The organism is Stappia sp. ABD4_338 (genome assembly GCF_056312175.1).
On sequence record NZ_CM149982.1, the window covers coordinates 3,626,331 to 3,650,323 of the forward strand.

A 23,993-nucleotide genomic window follows, 5' to 3' on the forward strand; every position below is an offset into this window, starting at 1 on the left:
CGAACCGCCAGGAGATGCCATGCGCCGCGCCCTGACCCGTCTCGCTCTCGCAATGCTGCTTGTCGCGGCAGGTGCCGCTCCGCTCGCGGCGCAACAGGACCTCAATGCGAAGTTCGGCGCGTTTCTGGAAACGACCATCAAGCCGGCGGCACGCAAGGCTGGCGTGCCCGAGGCCGTTCTCACCCGTGAACTCCACCGGCTGACACCGGACACCCGGCTGCCCGGCCTTGGCGACCCGGACGGCCCCGAGCGCCCCGCCGCCGTGAACTACCAGGCGGAGTTCCGCGCGCCCGCGGGCTACTTCAAGGCAAGCGCGTTCAAGGCCCATGTGGCGCGCGGCCGCAAGCTCGCCAAGACCCACGCCTCGCTCCTGTTGCGGATCGAGCGCCGCTACGGCGTGCCGGGCCGCATCGTGCTTGCGATCTGGGCAAGGGAATCGGGATATGGCGCGGCACGGATCCCGCACGACGCGCTGAGGACCCTGGCTACACGGGCCTTCATGGGCGACCAGCGTGACTACTTTGCCGGCGAAACAGTCGCCGCGCTGCAGATCCTGGCGGAAGGCCACATCTCGCGACAGCGGCTGAGAAGCTCCTGGGGCGGTGCGCTCGGCCAGCCGCAGTTCATGCCCTCAAGCTACCTCCGGCTGGCGGTGGACTTCGACGGCGACGGCAGACGCGACATATGGCGTTCGGTGCCCGACACACTCGCCTCCATCGCCAACTACCTTGCATGGCATGGCTGGGTGAAGGGACGCGACTGGGGCTATGAGGCCGTGATCCCGGACTCGGTTTCCTGCACCCGTGAAGGGCCAGACCAGGGACAGCCGGTGTCGGCCTGGGTCGCGGAAGGTGTCCGCCGCGCCCGCTCGCGCCCCTTCCCGAAACACGAACTACCTCAGCCGGGCTTCCTGCTGATGCCGGCCGGACGGCTGGGCCCGGCCTTCATCGCCACGGACAATTTCTACGTGCTGAAGGCCTACAATGAGTCCGACGCCTACGCGCTGTTCGTCGGCCATCTGGCGGATCGCTACGGCATGGACACCGGCTTCATCCAGGGCTGGAAGAAGGCCCCGACGCGCACGCGCGCGGCCGTGCGCGACCTTCAGCTGAAACTGGAAAAGAAGGGGCACGACGTCGGCGGCGCCGACGGGCTCATCGGCTTCAAGACCCGCCGCACCCTCGGGCTCGAGCAGGAGAAGGCGGGCCGGAAAGCAACCTGCTGGCTGGAGTAGGTGGATAGCGGGGCATGAGGTGGAAGCCGCCGCCCTTGCACGGCAAGCTTGCGCACCGCCGCAGGCGCGCTAGGCTGGATCGTGCAATTTCATATTCGTGAAGAGGTTCACAGTGAAAGCTTTTGATCTCCTGCTTTGCGGCGCGCTCGCCGTCGCATCCCTCTCTCCGCTTGCAATCGCTCCGGCCGAGGCTGCCCCTGCAAGCGTCAAGCGCGACTAATGCCGCAATTTCTTCGACGGCCGATATGCGCGCGAGCGCTCGCCCAAGTCCTTCGCCGTCAGCGCCGACGGCCAGCGCTGCGGAGCCGCCTGGGGTCAACTGTCGAAGGACATTTCCCGCAAGCAGGCGCTTGGCTACTGTGCCGCGCAGGTCAAGAAGCATGGCGGCGGCAAGTGCAAGGTGATCGACACCAAGTGAGCTGAGCGCTTCCAGGAGCCTTCCGGAACGCACAAAGGTCCGCAGCACACTGCGGACCTTTTCTTTTGCCCGTCATGCAGGCTGCCGCCATCAGCGCCCTGGAATCGTCGGCTTTGCTCAGCGCTGACGAAGGTGAAGAGTGAAACCGGCACTTGCCGCCCTCAACATGTAGGAACGGCCGCTCTTGATGACGTAGAACCAGTCGGTGTGCTTCTTCCGGCCCTCACAGGACCGGTACTCGATCGTCACCAGGCCATGGCGATCGATCGTGTAGCTGTGCGGATCGCTCTTGCCGCAAGCCGGGCGCGTACCGAAACGGAATTTCCCGTTCTTGAGAAACACGACGCCGGAACGGCGCCAGATCTCCGAGGTAAACCGCTTGCCTGTGAGATAGGCTTTTGCCTGTTTGCCGTCGAGCATCTGATCGGCGGCCAAGGCCGACCCCGACACCACGGACGCCAGCAGAAAGGCGGCGGCCAGCATACGACCCGGAAAAAGCATCGAATTCCCCCCAAAGATGCAAATTGCAACCGGCGGGATTAAAGCCGCTGGATATCCAGCTTTCAACACCAAATCGAGGCATTGCCGCCATTCGGCCAGCCGGTGGAACAGACTGAGCCCGCACCAGGGAATGACTGCAGGGAATGCCCCCCCTACTCGCTGACGATGCCCGCGCCGACGGTCTCGAGGCGGAAGGCCGCCGCCATGAGTGCCCTTGTGTAGTCGGTCCTCGGCGCATCGAAGATTTCCGCCGCCGGGCCGGCCTCGACCACCTTGCCCGCACGCATGACCACCACCTCGTTGGCCAGCGCACGCACCACCTTGAGGTCGTGCGAGATGAACAGATACGCCAGCCCGTGCCGCTTCTGCAGGTCGCGCAGGAGATCGACCACCTGCGCCTGGACGCTCATGTCCAGCGCCGAGGTCGGCTCGTCCAGCATGACGAACTTCGGCTGCAGGACCATGGCACGCGCGATGGAAATGCGCTGGCGCTGCCCGCCGGAGAACTCGTGCGGATAGCGGAAGCGGGTGTCCGCATCGAGTCCCACCTCCTGCAGGGCGGCGGCGACGCGCTCATCGCGCTGTGACGGGGTGAGATCGCGGTAGTGCACCTCAAGCCCCTCGCCGACGATGTCGGCGACCGACATGCGCGGACTGAGCGAGCCGAAGGGATCCTGGAAAACGACCTGCATGTCACGCCTCAGCGCGCGCATGTCCTTCCAGGACAGCGTGTCGATCTCGTGCGTGCCGAAGCGGATGCGTCCGGTCGACTGGATCATGCGCAGCAGGGCGAGGCCCAGGGTCGTCTTGCCGGATCCGCTCTCGCCGACGATGCCGAGCGTCTGGCCCTCGCGCACCGTGACGTCGATGCCGTCCACCGCCTTGATGTGGTCCACCGTACGGCGCAGGAAGCCGCGCTTGACCGGGAACCACACCTTCACGTCCTCGGCCGCGACGACGACGGGGCTCTCCTCGTCGGTCACCGGCGGGCGGCCCTTGGGCTCGGCGGCGAGGAGATGCTGCGTGTAGGGATGTTCCGGCGCGGTGAAGATGCGCTCGACCGGCCCTTCCTCGACGATCCTGCCTTTCGTCATCACGCAGACCCGGTCGGCGATCTTGCGCACGATGCCCAGGTCATGGGTGATGAACAGCATCGCCATGCCCGTGTCGCGCTGGAGATCCTTCAGCAACTTGAGGATCTGCGCCTGCACGGTCACGTCGAGCGCGGTGGTCGGCTCGTCGGCGATCAGCAGGTCCGGCTCGTTGGCCAGCGCCATGGCGATCATCACGCGCTGGCGCTGCCCGCCGGAAAGCTGGTGCGGGTAGCTCTGCAGCCGGGTCTCGGGATCGCGGATGCCGACCTTGCCAAGCAGGTCGAGCACCCTTGCGCGCGCGGCCTGCTCACCCATGCCGCGATGGATCTTCAGGATCTCGGCGATCTGCTTTTCCACCGTGTGCAGCGGATTGAGCGAGGTCATCGGCTCCTGGAAGATCATCGAGATCTCGTTGCCGCGGATCTTGCGAAGCGCCGCGTCGTCCATGCGCATCACGTCGACACCCTTGAACAGGATCTCGCCGGAGGGATGGGAGGCCGCCGGATAGGGCAGCAGGCGCACCGCCGACAGCGCGGACACGGACTTGCCCGAGCCGCTCTCGCCCACGATCGCCACCGTCTCGCCGGGCGCGATGTCGAAGGAGATGCGGTCGACGGCCGTGGTCGTGGCGCCGTTCTGGGTGAAGGCGACGGAGAGATCGCGCACGGACAGAAGGGGGCTGGTCTCGCTCATGATCTGCCTCACGTGAAGCTCTTGCGCGGGTCGAAGGCGTCGCGCACCGCCTCGCCGATGAAGATGAGAAGGCTCAGCATGATCGAGATTACCAGGAAGCCGGTGATGCCGAGCCAGGGCGCCTGCAGGTTGTTCTTGCCCTGGGCGAGAAGCTCACCCAGCGACGGCGAGCCCGGCGGCAGGCCGAAGCCAAGGAAATCGAGCGCGGTCAGCGTCGAGATCGAGCCGTTGAGGATGAAGGGCAGGAAGGTCAGCGTGGCGACCATGGCGTTTGGCAGCAGGTGCCGGCGCATGATGGTGCCGTTGCCCACGCCCAGCGCACGCGCCGCGGTGACATACTCGAAATTGCGCGCGCGCAGGAATTCCGCCCGGACCACGCCGACCAGCGCGACCCAGGAAAAGGCCAGCAGGATCGTGAACAGCGTCCAGAAACCGGGGATCAGCACCGAGGACACGATCAGGATCAGGTAGAGCGTGGGAATCGCCGTCCATATCTCGATGAAGCGCTGGAAGAGAAGGTCCGTCCAGCCGCCGTAATAGCCCTGCACCGCTCCCGCCGCGACGCCGATGAAGGACGAGGCGATGGTCAGGGCCAGGCCGAAGAGGACCGAGATGCGGAACCCGTAGACGAGACGGGCGACCACGTCGCGGCCCTGGTCGTCGGTGCCGAGCCAGTTCCAGTTGCCCATGACGCAGTTGGGATCGGCCGTCCCTTCCGGATAGCGCACGCAGCGCTGCTCCTTGTCGAGCATCCATGAGGGCGGGGCGGGCGCCGGAACCGGGATCTCGTTGTTGACCGTGCGATAGGAATAGCGGATCGGCGGCCAGAGCATCCAGCCGTTGTCCGCGATCTCTTCCTGGATGAAGGGGTCGCGGTAGTCGGTCACGGCCAGGAAGCCGCCGAATTTCTCCTCCGGATAGTCGACGAAGACCGGCGCCAGGATCTCGCCCTTGTAGGACACGAGGATCGGGCGGTCGTTGACCAGGAACTCGGAAAAGAGCGACAGGCCGAAAAGAACCAGAAAGATCCAGAGCGACCAGTTGCCGCGCCTGTTGGCGCGGAAGTTGTCGAGCCGGCGCCGGTTGATGGGCGACAGCCATCCGGACGGACGCGGGGACACCGCGGGACCGGCGGCACCGCTTGCGGTCGTCTCTCCCGTCTCGCTGCTGCGGTGGTCCATGCTCACACCTCCCGGCTCTCGAAGTCGATCCGGGGATCGATCCAGGTGTAGGTGAGGTCGGAGATCAGGTTCACGAGCAGTCCCATGAGCGAGAAGATGTAGAGAGTGGCGAAAACGACCGCGTAGTCACGGTTGATGACCGCCTCGAAGCCCAGAAGCCCGAGCCCGTCGAGGGAGAAGATCGTCTCGATGAGGAGCGAGCCGGCGAAGAAGGAGGAGATGAACGCCCCGGGAAAGCCCGCGATGACGATCAGCATGGCATTGCGGAACACGTGCCCGTAAAGCACCTGCCGCTCGCCCAGCCCCTTGGCTCGCGCCGTCTGGACATACTGCTTGCGGATCTCGTCCAGGAACGAGTTCTTGGTCAGCAGCGTCACCGTCGCGAAGGCCGACAGCACCATGGCGGTCAGCGGCAGGGCAAGGTGCCAGAAGTAGTCGAGGATCAGCGCCGGCCAGGACAGCTCTTCCCAGTTGTCCGACACGAGGCCGCGCAGGGGAAACCAGTCGAGGAACGATCCGCCCGCGAACAGGACGATCAGCAGCACGGCGAAGAGGAACCCCGGGATCGCATAGCCAACGACGATGACCGCCGAGGTCCACACGTCGAAACGGCTGCCATCGCTCACCGCCTTGCGAATGCCGAGCGGAATCGAGATCGCGTAGGAGATCAGCGTCATCCAGAGGCCGAGCGAAATGGAGACCGGCATCTTCTCCAGGATCAGGTCGAGCACGCCGATGTCGCGAAAGTAGCTGTCGCCGAAGTCGAAGCGCGCATAGTCCCACAACATGCCGAGAAAGCGCTCGAGCGGCGGCTTGTCGAAGCCGAACTGCTTCTCCAGATCCTTCACGAACTCCGGGTCGAGCCCCTGCGCGCCGCGATACTTGGAGGTGACGGACGTGTCGCCGCCGGCCTGCGCGCCGCCGCCCGAGCCGCCGAAATCACCGCCGCCACCGGAAATGCGCGAGGTGGCGGAAACATCGGTCCCCTGAAGCTGGGCGATCACCCGCTCCACCGGTCCGCCCGGCGCGAACTGGATGATGACGAAATTGATCGCCATGATGCCGATCAGCGTCGGCACGATCAGCAGCAGCCGCCTGAGGATATAGGCACCCATCGCGTCAGTTGTCCCCGTTGTTGTCGTTCGGGCGCGGAAGCCCCCGGGTTGCGTCCCTGCGCCGGATCACTCGAGTCCCGCCGCGGCCGCGCGGGCCGGATCCGACCACCAGTGGGTCTCGGGAACGAAGTCGTAGGTCGGCGGGCTCGCCGGCCGGCCGAAGCGGTCCCACACGGCGACGGTGTGCACCGCCTTGTACCACTGCGGGATCCAGTAGTGCCCGGCCCGTAGCACCCGGTCGAGAGCCTTCGCGGCAACGGTCATGTCCTCGCGCGTGGTGGCGTTGAGAGCCTTTTCCACCAGGGCATCGACCACGGGATCCGTGATGCCGGCCAGATTGCCCGAGCCTTCCGTCCTTGCGGCCACGGAGCCCAGCAGGTCCCGCATTTCCTCTCCCAGCGTCGGAGACAGCGCGAAGCGGCGCCCGACGATGTCGAAATCGAAGGTGTTGATGCGGAGCTGGTACTGGGCGGGATCGACGACGCGGTATGTCGCCTTGATGCCGAGCCGCTCGAGGTTGGTGACCATCGGCAGCACCACACGCTCGAAACTCGTCGTGTTGGAGAGGATCTCGAACACAAGCGGCTCCCCGGAGGGCAGCAGCATCACCCCGTCCTTGCGGGTGCAACCGGCCTCGCGCAGCAGGCGGTCCGCCTCGCGCAGCATCCGGCGGTCCTGCCCCGAACCGTCCGACACGGGAGCCGTGATCGCGGGACCGAAGACGGCCGGCGACAGGCGCGCGCGGAACGGCTCCAGCAAGGCGAGCTGAGCGTCCGAGGGCATCCCTTCCGCCATCATCGGCGAGTTCTGGAAGATGGACTGGGTGCGCGAATAGGCACCGTAGAACAACGCCTGGTTCGACCATTCGAAATCGAAACAGTAGCCCAGCGCCTGCCGGATCAGCGGGTTGGAGAACTTCTCACGCCGCGTGTTGAAGAACCATCCCTGTGCGCCGGAGGGCCGCCCGTCGGGGATCTCCTCGCGCTTGACGCGGCCATCCTCGACAGCCGGAAAGTTGTACTCGGTCGCCCAGGTGCGCGAGGTGAACTCCTCGCGGTAGGTCGTGACGCCCTTCTTGAAGGCCTCGAAATCGACCTGGCGGTCGCGGAAGAATTCCAGCCGGATCACGTCGAAGTTGAACTGTCCGCGTGACACGGGCAGATCCGCCGCCCACCACGTCTTGACGCGCTCATACTCCACATAGCGTCCCACCTCGTGACGGCCGACCTTGTAGGGGCCGGACCCGAGCGGCGGCGTGAGCGTCGTTTGGCCGAAGTCGTAACGTGTGTAATAGGCCTTCGACAGGATGGGCACGCCGGCGACGGTCAGCGGCGCCTTGCGCGACTGGCGGCCGGTGAACCGCACGACAACCGTCAGCGGGTCCGGAGCCTCCACGCTCTCCACCTCGCGCAGGGCCTGGCGAAGCGCCGGATGTCCCTTGTCCTTCAGCGTGGTCAGCGAGAAGGCGACATCCTCCGAGGTCAGCCGGCTCTCGTCATGAAAGCGCGCCTCGGGCCGAAGCCGGAAGGAATAGGTGTTGCCCCCGTCCGAGACCGAAACGCTCTCGGCGACGAGTCCGTACATGGCGTCGGGCTCGTCGAGCGCGCGCACCATGAGCGATGCAAAGCACAGCTCCATGCGCGGCGGCGCATCCCCCTTGAGGATGAATGTGTTGAAGCTGTTGAAGGTCTGCGGGTTCTGATTGAACGCCCAGGAGGGAGCGGAAAAGGCGAACCGTCCGCCCTTGAGTGCGGTGCGCTCCACATAGGAGAACGCCTGAAAGCCCTTCGCGTACTTCAGGTCACCGAAGACGGAAAGCCCGTGCAGGTCCTGCGCATCGGCGACAGGGACGGCGGCCTGCACCTCACCGGGCGCCGCGCCGACATGACGTGGCGCGAAAAGGCCTGCGGCGAGCGCCGCCGATCCGAGCAGAACCGAGCGGCGATCGGGTGCGGTCTTGTCGAACGTCATGCTCATCCCTTCGCGGCGACGCGGGCCGCCCGCTCCTTGTCCCACCACCAGATGGAGGGAAACCCGTGACTGAACTCCGGCAGGTTCTCCGGATGCCCGAAACGATCCCAGCGCGCGGTGCGGTCGACGTCGGAATAGAATTGCGGCACCACGTAGTGGTTCCACAGGAGCACCCGGTCAAGGGCATGCGTGGCGGCGACCAGTTCCTCGCGATCCTTGGCGTAGATGACGCGCTCGATCAGCTTGTCCACGGCCGGGTTCTTGATGCCGGCGTAATTGCGGGACTGCGGCCGGTCGGCGGCTTCCGAGCCCCAGAAATCACGCTGCTCGTTGCCCGGCGAGAGCGACTGCCCCCAGACAAGGGTCGCCATGTCGAAATCACGGCTGTTGATCCGGTTGATGTACTGCGGCACGTCCACCAGCCTGAGAACCGACTTGATGCCGATGTTCTCCAGGTTCCGGGTATAGGGCAGCAGGCCGCGCTCGGAGGACCGGTCGAAATAGAGGAACTCGATGGTGAAGGGCTCCCCGGTCTTCTCGTTGACCATGGTGCCGTTCCTGAGCCCGTAGCCCGCCTCGCGGAACAGCTTCACCGCCTCGCGCAGATTGGCGCGCACGTTCTTCGGATTTCCGCCCACGGGATTCTCGTACGGCCTCGTGAAGACCTCCGGCGGCACCTCGTCACGCACGGTCTCCAGGATCTCCAGCTCCTTGCCCCGCGGCAACCCGCTGGAGGCGAGTTCCGTGCCGGCAAAGTAGGAGTCGATGCGCTTGTGAAGTCCGGCGGAGACCACTTCGTTGGTGGTCTCGAAATCAAACGCGTAGTTCAGGGCCTCGCGGACCCTCGGATCCTGGAATTTCTCGCGGCGCAGGTTGGGCACATAGGCCTGCATCCGTCCGCTGGCGCGATTGACGAACTCCTCCAGAACCACGCGCCCGTCACGCACCGCCGGGAAGTCGTAGGCCTTGGCCCAGACGCTGGCGGCCAGCTCCTCGCGGAAGTCGTACTGGTCGCCCTTGAAGGCCTCCATTTCCACGGCGGAGTCGAGGAAGACGTCGTAGCGCACCTGGTCGAAGTTGTAGGTGCCCTTGCGCACCGGGTGATCCTTGGCCCAGTAGTCCTTCACCCGCTCGTACACGATGTAGCGTCCGGGCTCGATTGAGGAAACGCGATAGGGGCCGGAGCCCAGGGGCGGCTCCAGGGTGCCGCGCGAGATGTCGCGCTGGGTGCCGTCGGGTGCCTTCCCCTCCCACCAGTGCTTCGGCAGGATGGGGATCTGTCCGACGATCTTCGGAAGCTCCCGGTTTCCCGGCGCATCGAAGGTGAACCGCACGACGTCGTCACCCACCGCCTCCACGTTCTCCACGTGGCGATAGTAGAAGCCCTGGCTCGGATTGAGGTCTATGAGCTTGCGGAAGCTCCAGACCACGTCCTCCGTGGTGATCGGCTCGCCATCGTGCCAGCGCCCGCGCGGATCCAGCCGGTACTCGACCCACGCATAGTCGTCGGGATAGCGCATCGCATTAGCGACAAGGCCGTATTCGGCGCTGATGTCCATCTCGTCCAGCGCGGGCTCGAAAAGCGAATCATACATGAGCCCCAGGCCCGGAGCGGGATTGCCCTTCGACAGGATGGGGTTGAGCGTATCGAAGCCGGTGGACTCCGCGAGCCGCACCGTTCCGCCCTTGGGCGCATCGGGGTTCACGTAGTCGAAATTGGAGAAGCCCTCGGCATACTTCGGCTCGCCCGTCAGGGCGGTGCCAGAACGCCAGGCCGGCTCGCTCTGCTGGGCAGCGACGGGCCCTGCAAGGAGGCTCGAGGCCAGCACGACGGCGGCAAGAGCGAAAGGCGCAAGTGCCGCGCGCCGGAGTCGGCCGGCGCGAACGCGCCCTGCAGGCGGCGGCGTGACAGATGTCATGGCACTGGTCATGGCGATGTCGGTTCCCCGTCTGGTCATGATGGGTGCGCGCATTCCGGCCCGGAGAGCCGCCTCATCGAGGCTGCCCGGCACGTCACGGGCGAAAGGCCGCGCGCACTTTCTTTCACCCACGAGTGTAGGGATTTCATGGCCGCTTCAACAGCGCAGAAACAATTCATGACCAAAGTTTAATCGAAACGACGCTGGGTCGAGAACCGCTTCCGACCACGTCCACGGATCAGGCGGCCGCGAGCTTTTCGGCATACATGCGCCGGTCGGCCAGTTCCAGGAGCTCGCCCACGGAGACCGTGTCGTCCGGGAAGCGCGCCGAGCCCACACTCGCTCTCACGTGAACGAGAGAGCCCTCGACCTCGAACGGTTCCGCGAGCGCGGCATGCAGGCGCGCGGTGATCATGGGCCTGGTGTCCCCCTCGCCACGGCAGGGCACGACCACGACGAACTCGTCCCCGCCAACCCGCGCGACCGTGTCCGAATGTCTGGTGTGATCGCGCAACCGCTCGCCGATCGCGCAGAGGATCATGTCGCCGGCGGCATGACCATGGGTGTCGTTGACCGGCTTGAAGCCGTTCAGGTCGATGAAGAAGACCTCGAACCCTCGCCGGCGCGGGCCCGGACGGGCCGCGAGCCGGCGCAGCCGGCTTTCAAGAAGACGCCTGTTGGGCAGGCCCGTCAGGGGGTCATGCACGGCCATGTCCCGGGCACGCATCTGGAAATGGATCGCCAAAACCGCCAGCGTTACCAGGAGAAGGGTCACGCCGTAGCCGATGACGCGTGCCACCGTGCCCTCGGTATCGGCACAACACGCCTCTGCCCGGGAAGCCCCGGCAAGGTTCCAGCGTCCGGCCGTCAGCATCACGGGCAGGCGTACGGCGTCCGAGGCGAAAAGGACGGGGTCACCGAAGAGCACCTGTCCGGCCCCGCCTGTCCGTCCCTGCTCCTGCAAGGCGAAACGATAGGCGGGATCGGTCTCCGTCAGGCCCGCGGACAAAAGCAGTGCATCGAGATCGATCGTCACGGCCGCGACACCGCGCACCACGAGGGTTTCATGGGCGCTTCCGTCGGAAACGGGTCGCATGACAGGTGCAAGCGCAATCATGGTCCGGTTTCCGGCCGCGTCGTGTTCCGGTCCGAAAACCACGGCGGAACGTGTTCGGCGCGCGCGCATCACCGCCTCGCGCTCGCGTTCGTCGGCGTGGTGGTCGTGTCCGAGTTGGGAGAGGTTTCCGTACAAAGGATAGACGAAGCGCACGGTGCGGTCCGGAGCCAGCGTCACCCGGACGACATGCGGATCCAGCGCCGCCATCTGTTCCGCGAAGCCCCGGAATTCGCGCGGCGTGAGGCTTTCGCTCAGTGCCGCGAAACTCGCAACACCCTGGGCGAGCGAGACCGCCTGGCGCAGTTCGGACTCCAGACGGGCACGCAGTTCGGACAGACGCGACATCGTGTCGTGCTGCATCCGCTCGCGATGGGAGTCGGCAATAAGCCCGCCCACATAGCCGGTGAGCGAGACTCCCAGGGTGGCCATCAGGATGCCCACGCTCAGCATGGCCAGGAGCGGCCGGATCCTGCGTCCCGCCCTCCTGATCCAGATCCCAGGTTTCAAACGTCCCCCCGATTTCAGAATCTCAGCGACAAGCGTCCCCCGACGCCCGGTCAAAACACCCCGGAGCACGATGCCGGAACCGCCTGAAAACACGGAACCGACCTCCTCCCCGGAGACGTTGCGGAAGGAAGCTAGCAGCCTTTGCTTTCCGCTACGTTTACGCAATTCATCGGATGCGGTCCAAACGAGCATTCCGGGGTGCGTTGCGCCTGCCTTGCGAGGCAAAACCGGGGAACGCGCCCGCAAACATGAAAAAGGCCGGGCAAATTGCCCGGCCTTTTTCAACCTGTCGAAAATCGCGAGACGCTTCCGGCTTACTGGGCCGGAGCGGTCTCGGTCTCTGCCGGCGTCTCTTCAACAGCGGCGGGCGCCTCCTCAGCAGCCGGGGCCTCTTCAGCAGCCGGGGCCTCTTCAGCCGCCGGGGCTTCCTCGGTGGCGGGAGCCTCTTCGGCGGCGGGTGCCTCCTCAGCAGCGGGAGCCTCGGGCTCGGGCAGCGGCTTCGGATTGTCGGAAAGCGTGCGCAGGTAGGCAATCAGATTGGCGCGGTCGCCAGGCTTGCGCATGCCCGCATAGCTCATGATCGTGCCGGAGACGACGTTCTTCGGCTTCTCGAGGAAATGATCGAGCTCCTCGTAGGTCCACTCGCCAACCTCGTCGCCGTAGGCAACCATGTCGCCGGAATAGCGGAAGTCGGCATGCGAACCCGGCTTGCGGCCGACGACTTCCCAAAGGCCGGGGCCGACCTTGTTGGTGCTGGCGGAAGAGAAGTCATGGCAGCTGGCGCAGGCACGCGTCAGCTTCTCGCCGTCCTCGGCGGACGCGCTGGCGAGACGAACGGCGATCGGCTCGACCTGCGGCTCCTCGGGCGCCTCGGTGGCTTCGCCACCGTCATTCTCTGCCACGACGATCTCGTAGCCCGGCTTCTCCGGCGCGTGGCTGGAGAAGATGATGTCGGACAGGAAGCCCAGGCCCATCGTCAGGACGAGGACAAAGAGGACCGCGCCGGCGATCGTGTTTAGCTTGGCAGAATTCATTCCCGCTGGCTCCACCTTAAGAGTCTCTCGCGTGTCGTCTCCCGCGCGGTGGCCATGGCAACATGCCCCCGTGCATCGCAGCGCGTGGTGAAAAGTCGCCGGAACCTACAAAGTTTTTGACGCTCGTGTCCATAGGTTTAAAAGGGCTCTCGATGTTACAAATGATCGCACGCGCAAAGACGGGCATGTTGCCCGCCTTTCAGCCGGTCCTGCCCGCACCGCGCAGGGACGGATGCAGACCGGCACGCGCGCCAGAAAAGGCCCGTTCGTGACCCGCGCACTCGTCATCATTCCCGCCCGCCGCGCATCGACACGCCTTCCCGACAAGCCGCTCGCCGACATTGCCGGACGTCCCATGATCGCCCATGTGGTCGACCAGGGGCTGGCGGCCGACATCGGCCCGGTGGTGGTGGCTTGCGACGACCCGCTCATCCGCGATGCCGTAACGGCTGCCGGCGGGCGCGCGGTGCTGACAGATCCGGACCTGCCCTCGGGTTCCGACCGCGTCGAGGCGGCCGCGCGCGAAGTGGACCCCGACGGCGCGTTCGACGTGGTCCTGAACCTGCAGGGCGACGTGCCGCTGATCGATCCGGCCGCGATCCGAGCCGCTTTCGCTCCGCTCGATGACCCGGCGGTGGACATCGGAACCATCGCGACGGAAATCGTCACCGAGGAAGGGCGAACCGATCCGGGCATGGTCAAGACCATCGGCACGCCGGTCGCGAAAAACCGGCTGCGGGCCCTCTATTTCACGCGTGCGACCGCTCCGCACGGCCCCGGCGCGCTCTACCAGCACATCGGACTCTATGCCTATCGCCGCGCGGCGCTCGCCCGGTTCGTGGCCCTGCCGCCCTCGCCGCTTGAAATGCGCGAGAACCTGGAACAGTTGCGCGCGCTCGAGGCGGGAATGCGCATCGACGTAAGCCTGGTCGGCTCACGTCCGATGGACGTCAACACGCAGGCCGACCTCGAGGCCGTGCGCGCCATGCTCGGCCATCCCGCAACCGCTCCCAACTCCTGACAAGCAGGCTGGTTTTCTCTCATGTCGACACACAAGAAGATCGTCTTCCAGGGCGAACACGGCGCCAACTCGCACATGGCCTGCCGCGATGCCTTTCCCGACTACGAGGCCGTCCCCTGCGCGACATTCGAGGACTGCTTCACCGCCCTGGAAAACGGCGAGGCGGATCTCGGCATGATCCCTGTGGAGAACTCGGTCGCGGGCCGGGTCGCGGACATCCATCACCTGCTTCCGCGTTCCACGCTCAACATCATCGGCGAATACTTCCTGCCGATCCGCTTCCAGCTCATGGGGCTGCCGGGCGCGCGGGTCGAGGACCTCAAGAGCGTGCAGAGCCACATCATGGCCCTCGGCCAGTGCCGAAAGATCATCCGGGACCTGGGCCTGGCCGCGATCATCGGGGCCGACACGGCGGGCTCCGCGCGCCAGATCGCGGAACGCGGCGACATCACCGCCGCCGCGCTGGCGCCGGAGATGGCGGCCGAGGCCTATGGCCTGGAGATACTGCGCCGGGACGTGGAGGACGCGGCCCACAACACCACGCGCTTCCTCATCCTCTCCCGGGAGCCGGTGCGCGCGCGCAACAACGGCCAGCCGATCATCACCACGTTCATCTTCCGGGTCCGCAACGTGCCCGCCGCGCTTTTCAAGGCACTCGGCGGCTTCGCCACCAACGGCGTCAACATGACGAAGCTGGAATCCTACCAGCTCGAGGGGCAGTTCTTCGCCTCCATGTTCTACGCCGACGTGGAGGGCCATCCGGACGACCGGTCGGTCGCCCTGGCGCTCGAGGAACTGGAGTTCTTCTGCGCCGAACTGAAACTTCTGGGCGTCTATCCCGCCGCCCCGTTCCGCGACAAGATCCGCGAGCCCGAGGCCAACCGCGCCCTGCGCCCGACCCCTGGCATCTGACCCGCAAGCACGGCCACGCGCATCACACCAGAAAGGACTCCGCCTTCCGATGACCGAAACGACCTTCGACGCGCTCTGCATCGGCAACGCCATCTGCGACGTCTTCGCCCACGTGGAGGAAGACTTTCTCGTCCAGCAGAACCTCGTGAAGGCCTCGATGCGCCTGATCGACACGGAAGAGGCGGTGCGCCTCTACGAACAGATGGGCCAGACGACCCGCATTTCCGGTGGCAGCGCCGGCAACACCGCTGCGGGCCTTGCCTCGCTCGGCGGCAAGGCCGCCTATTTCGGCAAGGTCGCGCGCGACGAGATCGGCACGTCCTACCGCCATGACATGCGCGGCACGGGCGTTCATTTCGAAACGCCGGACCTTGTGGACGGACTGCCGACCGCCCGCTCGATGATCCTCATCACGCCGGACGGCGAGCGGACCATGAACACCTACCTGGGCGCCTGCGTCGAGCTGAGCGAGGCGGATATCGATCCGCAGGTCGTCGGTGCCTCGGCAATCACCTACATGGAAGGCTACCTGTGGGATCCGCCCGCGGCCAAGCGCGCCTTCCTCAAGGCGGCCGAGATCGCACACGCCGCAAAGCGCAAGGTCAGCCTGACACTCTCCGACAGCTTCTGTGTCGACCGCTATCGCGACGAGTTCCTGGAGCTGTTGCGCAACGGCACGGTGGACCTCCTCTTCGCCAACGAGCACGAGTTGAAGGCCCTCTACGAAACCTCCGACCTGGACAGCGCGATCTCCGCCGTGCGCGAGGACTGCGCGCTCACCGCGCTGACGCTCGGTGCAGAGGGGGCCATGGCCGTCTCGCGCGAGGAGACCGTGCATGTGCCGGCCCAGGAGATCACCGATGTCGTCGACCTGACCGGCGCGGGCGACCTGTTCGCGGCCGGTTTCCTGTTTGCCCAGGCGCGCGACTACGACCTGGCCATGTCCGCCGAACTCGGCTGCCTGTGCGCCTCCAACGTGATCCGCCACGTCGGTGCCCGCCCAGAGCGTCCGCTGGCGCAGGTGGCCGCGGAGGAAGGCTTCAGCCTCTGAGTACCTGCGGCTACAGGGCATTCAAGACAGGGCATTCAAGAAAGGCGCCGGCGGGTTTCCGCCGGCGCCTTTTCGTTTGTCGGATCGGGTGAAGCGCGAATCAGTCCGCCAGATCCTGCACCGAGGACACGGTGCCGTCCTCGTTGAGGCGATAGACGATCGGAACGCCCGTCGCCAGCTCGCGCTTGAGGATCTCGTCGGGCGTCAGGCCCTCGAGTTCCATCACCAGCGAGCGCAGGGAATTGCCGTGCGCCGCGACGATGACGCGCTTGCCGGACAGGACCTGCGGCAGGATCTGCTCGCGGTAGTAGGGCAGCACCCGCTCAGCCGTCATCTTCAGGCTCTCGCCTCCGGGAGGCGGCACGTCGAAGGACCGGCGCCAGACGTGCACCTGCTCCTCGCCGAACTTCTCGCGCGCCTCGTCCTTGTTCATGCCCGTGAGATCGCCGTAGTCGCGCTCGTTCAGGGCCTGGTCCCGCACGGTTTCCAGACCCTGCTGGCCAAGCTCGTCGAGAATGAGCTTCAGCGTGTGCTGGGCACGGGTCAGGTCGGACGTATAGGCAAGGTCGAAGGCAAGCTTGAGATCCCGCAGCTTGGCACCGGCGGTCTTCGCCTCCTCGATGCCCTTCTCCGTCAGATCCGGGTCCTTCCAGCCGGTGAACAGGTTCTTCAGGTTCCAGTCGCTCTGCCCGTGGCGAACGAGCACCAAGAGATGTTCCATGACGCGAGGTCTCCAGTTGAGGGGCGCCGAGGCGGCGCCGGAGCTGTGTGATCGGTCGGGCTCAGTCGGCCAGCCCGAGAACGTCGTCCATCGAGTACAGGCCGGGCTTGCGGTCGCGCGCCCAAAGCGCGGCCTTTACCGCGCCACGCGCGAAGATCTGCCGGTCCTGGGCGTGATGGGAGAGAGTGATCGTCTCGAGCGGCCCAGAGAACAGCACGCTGTGATCACCGATCACCGTGCCGCCACGCAGGGTCGCGAAGCCGATATCGCCACGCGGGCGCGGGCCCGTTATGCCGTCACGCTGGCGCACCGAACGGGAGGCAAGATCGATCTCGCGCCCTTCCGCCGCCGCCTCGCCGAGCAGCAGCGCGGTACCGGACGGCGCATCGACCTTGTTCCGGTGGTGCATCTCAAGCACCTCGATATCGAAATCCTCGTCGAGGGCCGCCGCCGCACGGCGCACGAGAGCGGCGAGCAGGTTGACGCCAAGGCTCATGTTGCCGGACTTGACCAGCCGGGCATGGCGGGCAGCCGGACGGATCGCCTCGACATCCTCGTCGCTCATGCCCGTGGTTCCGATCACATGCACGATGCGCGCCTGGGCGGCGAGTTCGGCAAAGGCACGGGTCGCGGCCGGCGCAGTGAAGTCGAGCACGCCGTCACAGGCCGAAAAGACCGGCAGGGGATCATCCGTGACCTGCACGCCGAGCGGCTGCAGTCCCGCAAGCACGCCCGCATCCTGACCCAGCGCCGGCGCGCCCTCACGCTCGACGGCGCCCGCAAGCTCGACGCCGTCCATGTCGGCGATCGCACGCACAAGCGCACCGCCCATGCGGCCCGCGGCCCCCACTACGGCAAGACGCATTGCCGACATTGCTCTCTCCGCTTTCCTGTCCAGCCTGTCCATCTCATTGCGCGGTATAGCAGGTTGACCGGCAGGCGCAACGCCGCCACAGGCAACGGCCGGGTGACCGCAAGCGGCTTGTAACAACCGATTCGCTCGGTCACAATCGCCAGGTGGCGATCATGACGGGGGAGCAGCTTGCGCCAACTGGCCCGCAGCACGGCTGGAGTGCTTCTGGTTGCGATGCTTGCCCTTGGTCCGGGGCCAGGCGGCGGGCCGGAACGGGCTCGGGCGGAAGACGGGTCATCCGCCCCCGTGTCGGCCTCGGTTTCTCTCGACGAATTCTGGTCCCTTTCCGAATATGTCGCCCGTCACCCCGGCGAACAGGACCGCAGCGAGCGCTTCGCGGCCCGCGTGGCAACACCGCCCGCACCGCCGGGCCCGGCCGGCGGAAGCGTGCGCATCGCTCTCGTGTACCCCGTCCTGCAGACATCGAGTTCCTGGCGTCGGACCCGATCGACGATCCGGCAGCGCCTGGAACGCCTTGGCGTCGACGTCGAGATCAAGGCCTATCTTTCCCATCCAGGCACGGAACTTCGCACCCAGGCCGAACAGATCGCGGCCGCGGTCGAAACCGATCCCGACTATCTCGTCTTCACGGTGGAATCCTTCCGCCACCGCCAGGTCATCGAGCGCCTCATTTCCCGGAAGCGCCCGAAGGTCATCCTCGACGGTCTCACGACACCGGTCAGAACCTGGGGGGAAACACAGCCCTTCTTCTATGTCGGGTTCAACGACGCCCGGTCCAGCCGGCTGCTCGTCCGGAACTTCCTCAGCAACAGGCCCGGCCCCGAGCGCTACGCGATCTTCTACGCGGGACAGAACGCGATGCACCGGACCCAGGGCGAACTCATCCGGCTTGCACTGGCAGGCGAGAGCGAAAAGGTCCTGGCAGCACGATACTATGTGGGCTCGGACAGGAACCGCGCCCGTCGCGCGGCCATCGATCTGCTCTCGCGCGACAGCGAGATCACCTTCATCTTCTCGACCTCGAGCGAAATCGCGCTCGGTGTCGACGACGCGATAGCGGAACTCGGGCTCACAGAGAGGGTCTCGACCAATGGATGGGGAGCAACGCCGGAGGAACTGGAACGCCTGCGGAAGGGGCGGCTCGACGCGACACTGATGCCCATGTCGGACGAAACGGGGATCGCCATTGCCGAGGCGATAGCGCTGGATCTGGCCGGCCGTGCCGAGGATGTGCCGCAGGTCTTCGCGGCGCATTCCGTGCTGCTTGACCGGACCGCCACCCGCAAGCAGATCGCGGCCTTGAAGCGGAGGGCGTTCCGCTACTCGCGATGACCAAGCCCCAGGTGCGCGCCTTCAGCTATACGCGATTTGTGCTCGGCCTGTTCGCCGCCGCGCTCCTCATCACCTCGGCGCTTCTGTTCTGGATCAGCTACGTCGGCAGCCTGTCCATCGCCGACCGGGAGGTGGAGCGGTTCGCGCGCAGCGAGGAAGCCCTTGTGCGGCTGGTCTTCGAGCAGCGCCTGAGCCAGCTCGACGCCTTCCTGCGCACGCTTGCCGTCGAAAACCAGCTGCGCGATGCGCTTGAGGTCGATGACCTGGCCGCCGCAACCGACGTGCTGGAACGCGCGACCCTGCGACGCATGGGCTCCCAGTTCGAGATCCTGGTCGTCGACCGCCATGGCGCCCCGGACTGGGCGAACGCAAGCTACTCGATCTTCAGGACGGACGAGCTGTTGCCCGCCGACTTCCGCCAGCGTCTGGCGGACGGGATCTGGCAGTTCCGCATCGTCCAACGCGACGGTCAGCCGATCCTCCTGGCGGCGGTCGCCCTGCCGGTGGTGCGTCCCGAGGACGGGCGCGCATTGGGCCGCATCGTCGGCGGCTACGTGTTCAACGACAGTCTTCCGTTCATGGCCGCACTGGCACGCGCACTCGATTCATCCGATGTCATGCTGATTCAAAACGGCACTGTGATCGCCCGCATCGGCGGGGATGACGAGGCCGAAAACCTTCCAGAAACCGTCCGGCGCGACCTCGCCCGCTCCAATCACCTGATTCAGGGTGACAGGCTCTATGTCCGCAGCAGGCTTGCCGCCGGCGATGCCATGTCCGCGACATACGTCATTTCCGTGCGCCCGAGCGAAACGCTCAAGAACGTGCAGGCGACCTACCGCGACCTCTTCGCGCCGTTTCTCCTGTATGTCGTGGCGGGCTCGCTGGTCGCGGCCTTTACACTTCACCGGGTCACCATGCCCGCCCTCAGCCGCCTGGTCTCCTATGCCCAGAAGATCCGCAACGACACCACGGACGTGGCCTATGACCCCGGACGCATAAAGGAATTCAACGCGCTCGGCACGGCCCTGCAGGACGCCTTTACCGAGTTGCGTGATACCGACGCCCAGTTTCGTGCGCTGATCGACGGCTCCCTGCACGGGGTCTCCATTCACGCCAACGACCGCATCCTCTACGTGAACGATGCCCTCCTGAAGATCCTGGGATACGACAGGACCGATCATGCCACCGTGATCGGAATGCGGGTCGTCGACCTCTTTGCGCCGGAGGAACACGAACGCCTCAATTTCTACACGCGCGCCCGCAGTGCCGGCACAAGTGCCCAGAACGTCTACGAGGCGCGCGCCATCGGCAAGGACGGCCAGCGGTACTGGGTCGAAATCTATGTGCGCGAGACGCGCTGGAACGGCAGCGACGCTTTCTACATCACCATCGCCGACATCTCGGAACGCAAACGCCAGGAAGAGCTGATCGTGCGTCAGGCCAACTACGATGCCCTGACGGGCCTGCCCAACCGGCACCTTTTCCGTGACCGGCTGATCCAGGACCTCGCGCGCGCCGAATGGGACCACCACCAGGTCGCGCTGCTGTTCCTCGACCTCGACCGTTTCAAGAACATCAACGACACGCTTGGTCACAGCACCGGTGACGAGCTTATCGTCGCGGCCGCAAAGCGGATTTCCCAGGCGCTCGGCGATCGTGGCACGGTCGCGCGCCTGGGCGGTGACGAGTTTGCCATGATCCTGCCCGAAGCGGGCTCGCTGCTGGAAATAGAAGAAGCGGCGACACGTGTTCTGGAAGAGCTGGCCCGGCCGCTGGTGGTCGGCGACGGAACGGAGGTCTTTTCCACTGCCAGCATCGGCATCACGGTGTTTCCCGCCGACGGGCTCGAAGTGGAAATGCTGCTGCGCCAGGCCGATACCGCCATGTATCATGCGAAGGCGGACGGCGGGAACGCGGCCCGCTTCTTCTCCGCCCACATGAACGAGCAGGCAGCCCAGGCGATGGAGACGGAGCATGCGCTTCGCCGTGCCCTGGAACGTCGCGAACTGCACCTGAACTTCCAGCCGATCATCGACCGGAAGGGCAATGTGGTGGCGGGCTGCGAAGCCCTCGTGCGCTGGACGGACCCGGTCCGAGGCCCCATCGCACCGCGCGATTTCATACCGGTTGCGGAGGCGACCGGGCTGATCGTCCCGCTCGGTGCGTTTGTCCTGGAGGAGGCCTGCCGCTTCGTTCAGGACTGCCTTGGAGAGGGCATCGACCTGCCGATGATCTCCGTCAACGTTTCCGCGCGGCAATGCCGGGACGAGCGCTTCATCGAACTCGTGCGCGACACGCTCTCCACCACCGGTCTCGACCCTGCGCGCCTGCATCTGGAAATCACCGAAAGCGTGATGTTCGACGAGACGACCAGCGACCCGGTCGCCTTGCTGCAGGCGATCCGCGCCCTTGGCGTGAAGCTCTCGCTGGACGATTTCGGTACCGGATACTCCTCGCTGAGTAACCTGCGCCGCTTTCCGATCGACATTCTGAAGATCGACAGGTCCTTCGTGCGGGACCTGGAAGAAGACGCCGAGGCCCGCTCGCTCGCCCAGGCGATCGTGGGCATGGCCGACAGCCTCGGCCTTGAGGTCATCGCCGAAGGGGCGGAGACATCAGGACAGTGCGACGTGCTCCTGAACCTCGGCTGCCACCTGATCCAGGGTTTCCATCTCGGTCGGCCGATGACAGCCGACGCCTTCCGCGGCTTCCTCCGGAACCGCGCGACGGGAAGCTCCACGCACACGCGCTCGGCCTGACCCCGCCCCGAACCCGCAATACGGAAATGCAAAAGGGCCGGCGCGCTGCGCCGGCCCTTTCCTCCCGCGACCCTCGGGCCGGCGGGAATTCGTTCCGCGGAAGCAGGGATCAGGCGTCGGCCTGGATCTCCTTGCCGGTCTCCTGATCGACGACCTTCATCGACAGGCGGACCTTGCCGCGCTCGTCAAAGCCCATGAGCTTGACCCAGACCTTGTCGCCTTCCTTGACCACGTCCGTGGTCTTGGCAACCTTCTGCGGGGCGAGCTGGGAAATGTGGACCAGACCGTCCTTGGCGCCGAAGAAGTTGACGAAGGCACCGAAGTCCACGGTCTTCACGACGCGGCCCTCGTAGATCACGCCGACCTCGGGCTCGGCCGCGATCGAGTTGATCCAGTTGATCGCTGCCTGGATGGCCTTGCCGTCCGAGGAGGCAACCTTCACCGTACCGTCGTCCTCGATGTTGACCTTGGCGCCGGTCTTCTCGACGATCTCGCGGATCACCTTGCCGCCCGAACCGATCACTTCGCGGATCTTGTCGACCGGAATCTTGAGAACCTCGATGCGCGGGGCGTACTCGCCGAGCTCGGCACGCGCCTCGGACAGGGCGCTCGACATCTCGCCGAGGATATGAATGCGGCCGTCACGCGCCTGGGCGAGCGCGACCTTCATGATCTCCTCGGTGATGCCGTCGATCTTGATGTCCATCTGCAGCGAGGTCACGCCCTCGCCCGTGCCGGCCACCTTGAAGTCCATGTCGCCGAGGTGGTCCTCGTCGCCGAGAATGTCGGACAGGACGGCGAACTTGTCGCCTTCCTTGATGAGACCCATGGCGATGCCGGCAACCGGAGCCTTCAGCGGAACGCCGGCGTCCATCAGGGCAAGCGAGGTGCCGCAGACGGTGGCCATCGACGAGGAGCCGTTCGACTCGGTGACTTCCGAGACGACACGCAGGGTGTAGGGGAACTCGTGATGCACCGGCAGCAGCGGGTGCACGGCGCGCCATGCGAGCTTGCCGTGGCCGATCTCGCGGCGGCCGGGCGAACCCATGCGGCCGGTCTCGCCGACGGAGTAGGGCGGGAAGTTGTAGTGCAGCATGAAGGTGGACTTGTAGGTCCCCTCCAGGGCATCCACGAACTGCTCGTCGTCGTTGGTGCCGAGCGTGGCAACCACGAGCGCCTGGGTTTCGCCGCGGGTGAACAGGGCGGAGCCATGGGCACGCGGCAGGATGCCGGCCTCGGAGACGATCGGACGCACGGTCTGCAGGTCGCGGCCGTCGATGCGCTCACCCTTGTCCAGGATCGCGCCACGGACGATGGACGCCTCGGCCTTCTTGAAGAGATCGCCGAAGACGACCTTGTCGAGCCCCGCGTCGCCGGCCTCGGCGGTCAGCGTCTCGGCGACCTTCGCCTTGACCGCATCGATGGCGTTGCGGCGCTCGGTCTTCTCGCGGATCGCGTAGGCGGCGGTCAGCTCGTCGGCGGCCAGCTCCTTCACGCGGGCGGCAAGAGCCGAATGATCCGGCAGGTTCAGCTCGCGCGGCTCGCGGGCGGCCGTCTCGGCCAGCTTCACGATGGCGTCGATGACCGGCTGGAAGCCCTTGAAGCCGAACATGACGGCGCCAAGCATGATGTCCTCGGGAAGCTCCTTGGCCTCCGACTCCACCATGAGAACGGCCTCACCCGTGCCGGCGACGATCAGGTCGAGCGCGGACTCCGGCATGTCGTCGAGAAGCGGGTTCAGGACGTATTCGCCGTTGATGTAGCCGACACGGGCACCACCGATCGGCCCCATGAACGGAATGCCGGAGATCGTGAGCGCCGCGGAGGCCGCGACCATGGCCAGAATATCCGGCGCGTTCTCCAGGTCATGGGAGAGCACCGTGATGATGACCTGGGTGTCGCACTTGAACCCATCGACGAAGAGCGGACGGATCGGGCGGTCGATGAGACGCGAGGTCAGCGTCTCGTGCTCCGAGGGACGGCCCTCGCGCTTGAAGAAGCCGCCAGGAATCTTGCCGGCCGCGAAGGCCTTTTCCTGGTAGTTGACCGTGAGCGGGAAGAAGTCCTGGCCGGGCTTGGGCTCCTTGGCCGCGACCACGGTGGCGAGAACCTTGGTCTCGCCGTAGGTGGCCAGCACGGCGCCATCGGCCTGGCGGGCGATCTTGCCCGTCTCCAGGGTCAGCGGGCGTCCGCCCCAGTCCACTTCCACGCGATGAATGTCGAACATGTCATTTCCTAACTTCGATTGCCCGGGCGCCGCACTGGCGGCATCCCGGACCGATCCCATGGGACGACGGCGGCCCGGAAGGCCGATCCGTCGCCATGCGAGTGACGCGCCACGGGCAAGACACCGGGAGGCTCGGGGAAACCGGCGCGCGGTTCCGGCAAGCCTCCTGCTATCCTGCCCCATGACCGTCGGTCGGGCCGCGCATCCCGCGCGACCTCTCGGGGCGGGCCGACCGGCCGGCAGCCTGTCGTCGCCCCTTCCACGTGCCATACCGCCGGTTCGGCGGGCTGATACGCGGGCAATCCATGT

The 23,993-nt window shown here is 66.0% G+C and carries 17 protein-coding genes; 6 read left to right on the forward strand and 11 right to left on the reverse strand.

Features of this window, described 5'->3' with window-relative positions:
- Window positions 1–19 precede the first annotated feature (19 nt).
- The gene (locus ACYX4S_RS16305; RefSeq protein WP_476360961.1) at window positions 20–1,234 is read left to right on the forward strand and encodes a lytic murein transglycosylase; all 1,215 of its coding nucleotides are present in this window, start codon (window positions 20–22) and stop codon (window positions 1,232–1,234) included.
- Between the two features lie 535 nt (window positions 1,235–1,769).
- On the opposite strand, the gene ACYX4S_RS16310 is transcribed toward ACYX4S_RS16305, so the two are convergent.
- The 8 genes from ACYX4S_RS16310 to ACYX4S_RS16345 form a co-directional block, all read right to left on the reverse strand.
- The gene (locus ACYX4S_RS16310) at window positions 1,770–2,153 is read right to left on the reverse strand and encodes a hypothetical protein (protein WP_476360962.1); all 384 of its coding nucleotides are present in this window, start codon (window positions 2,151–2,153) and stop codon (window positions 1,770–1,772) included.
- Between the two features lie 152 nt (window positions 2,154–2,305).
- Complete coding sequence (locus tag ACYX4S_RS16315; RefSeq protein ID WP_476360963.1) at window positions 2,306–3,940, reverse strand: ABC transporter ATP-binding protein; 1,635 nt, start codon at window positions 3,938–3,940, stop codon at window positions 2,306–2,308.
- Between the two features lie 8 nt (window positions 3,941–3,948).
- Entirely contained in the window at window positions 3,949–5,121 is a 1,173-nt protein-coding gene (locus ACYX4S_RS16320) for an ABC transporter permease (protein ID WP_476360964.1), read from the reverse strand.
- A gap of 2 nt (window positions 5,122–5,123) precedes the next feature.
- Entirely contained in the window at window positions 5,124–6,236 is a 1,113-nt protein-coding gene (locus tag ACYX4S_RS16325) for a microcin C ABC transporter permease YejB (protein ID WP_422067622.1), read from the reverse strand.
- 66 nt (window positions 6,237–6,302) lie between these two features.
- Entirely contained in the window at window positions 6,303–8,207 is a 1,905-nt protein-coding gene (locus ACYX4S_RS16330; protein ID WP_476360965.1) for an extracellular solute-binding protein, read from the reverse strand.
- Between the two features lie 2 nt (window positions 8,208–8,209).
- Window positions 8,210–10,165, reverse strand: coding sequence for an extracellular solute-binding protein (locus tag ACYX4S_RS16335; protein WP_476360966.1), 1,956 nt, complete (start codon window positions 10,163–10,165; stop codon window positions 8,210–8,212).
- A gap of 199 nt (window positions 10,166–10,364) precedes the next feature.
- Complete coding sequence (locus ACYX4S_RS16340) at window positions 10,365–11,672, reverse strand: diguanylate cyclase domain-containing protein (protein ID WP_476360967.1); 1,308 nt, start codon at window positions 11,670–11,672, stop codon at window positions 10,365–10,367.
- A 392-nt stretch (window positions 11,673–12,064) separates the two neighbouring features.
- Entirely contained in the window at window positions 12,065–12,784 is a 720-nt protein-coding gene (locus tag ACYX4S_RS16345) for a c-type cytochrome (protein WP_476360968.1), read from the reverse strand.
- 232 nt (window positions 12,785–13,016) lie between these two features.
- Here ACYX4S_RS16345 and ACYX4S_RS16350 point away from each other — a divergent pair, with 232 nt between their 5' ends.
- Genes ACYX4S_RS16350 through ACYX4S_RS16360 form a run of 3 tightly spaced genes read left to right on the forward strand, consistent with a single transcriptional unit; the run spans window position 13,017 to window position 15,768 of the window.
- Window positions 13,017–13,805 carry a 3-deoxy-manno-octulosonate cytidylyltransferase gene (locus ACYX4S_RS16350; RefSeq protein ID WP_476360969.1) on the forward strand — a complete coding sequence of 263 codons (789 nt, stop codon included), beginning with the start codon at window positions 13,017–13,019 and terminating at the stop codon, window positions 13,803–13,805.
- Window positions 13,806–13,826: 21 nt separating this feature from the next.
- Entirely contained in the window at window positions 13,827–14,717 is an 891-nt protein-coding gene (locus ACYX4S_RS16355; protein WP_293719240.1) for a prephenate dehydratase, read from the forward strand.
- A 49-nt stretch (window positions 14,718–14,766) separates the two neighbouring features.
- Window positions 14,767–15,768, forward strand: coding sequence for an adenosine kinase (locus tag ACYX4S_RS16360; protein ID WP_422067616.1), 1,002 nt, complete (start codon window positions 14,767–14,769; stop codon window positions 15,766–15,768).
- Window positions 15,769–15,868: 100 nt separating this feature from the next.
- On the opposite strand, the gene ACYX4S_RS16365 is transcribed toward ACYX4S_RS16360, so the two are convergent.
- On the reverse strand, window positions 15,869–16,489 hold the full coding sequence (locus tag ACYX4S_RS16365; protein ID WP_422067615.1) for a 2,3-bisphosphoglycerate-dependent phosphoglycerate mutase: 621 nt from the start codon (window positions 16,487–16,489) through the stop codon (window positions 15,869–15,871).
- A gap of 61 nt (window positions 16,490–16,550) precedes the next feature.
- Window positions 16,551–17,354: a 4-hydroxy-tetrahydrodipicolinate reductase gene (dapB, locus tag ACYX4S_RS16370; protein WP_293719332.1), complete on the reverse strand. Its 804-nt coding sequence runs from the start codon at window positions 17,352–17,354 to the stop codon at window positions 16,551–16,553.
- Between the two features lie 177 nt (window positions 17,355–17,531).
- On the opposite strand from dapB, the gene ACYX4S_RS16375 reads away from it, so the two are divergent.
- Together ACYX4S_RS16375 and ACYX4S_RS16380 are read left to right on the forward strand one after the other, a co-directional pair.
- Window positions 17,532–18,695 (forward strand): substrate-binding domain-containing protein, encoded by a 1,164-nt coding sequence (locus ACYX4S_RS16375; protein ID WP_476360970.1) that lies wholly within the window; start codon window positions 17,532–17,534, stop codon window positions 18,693–18,695.
- Window positions 18,692–21,457, forward strand: coding sequence for a putative bifunctional diguanylate cyclase/phosphodiesterase (locus ACYX4S_RS16380; protein WP_476360971.1), 2,766 nt, complete (start codon window positions 18,692–18,694; stop codon window positions 21,455–21,457). The genes ACYX4S_RS16375 and ACYX4S_RS16380 overlap by 4 nt, the downstream gene beginning before the upstream one ends.
- Before the next feature lie 109 nt (window positions 21,458–21,566).
- Here the strand turns inward: ACYX4S_RS16380 and pnp are convergent, their stop codons facing one another.
- A complete protein-coding gene (pnp, locus tag ACYX4S_RS16385; RefSeq protein ID WP_476360972.1) occupies window positions 21,567–23,684 on the reverse strand; it encodes a polyribonucleotide nucleotidyltransferase in 2,118 nt (705 codons plus the stop codon).
- Window positions 23,685–23,993 lie beyond the last annotated feature (309 nt).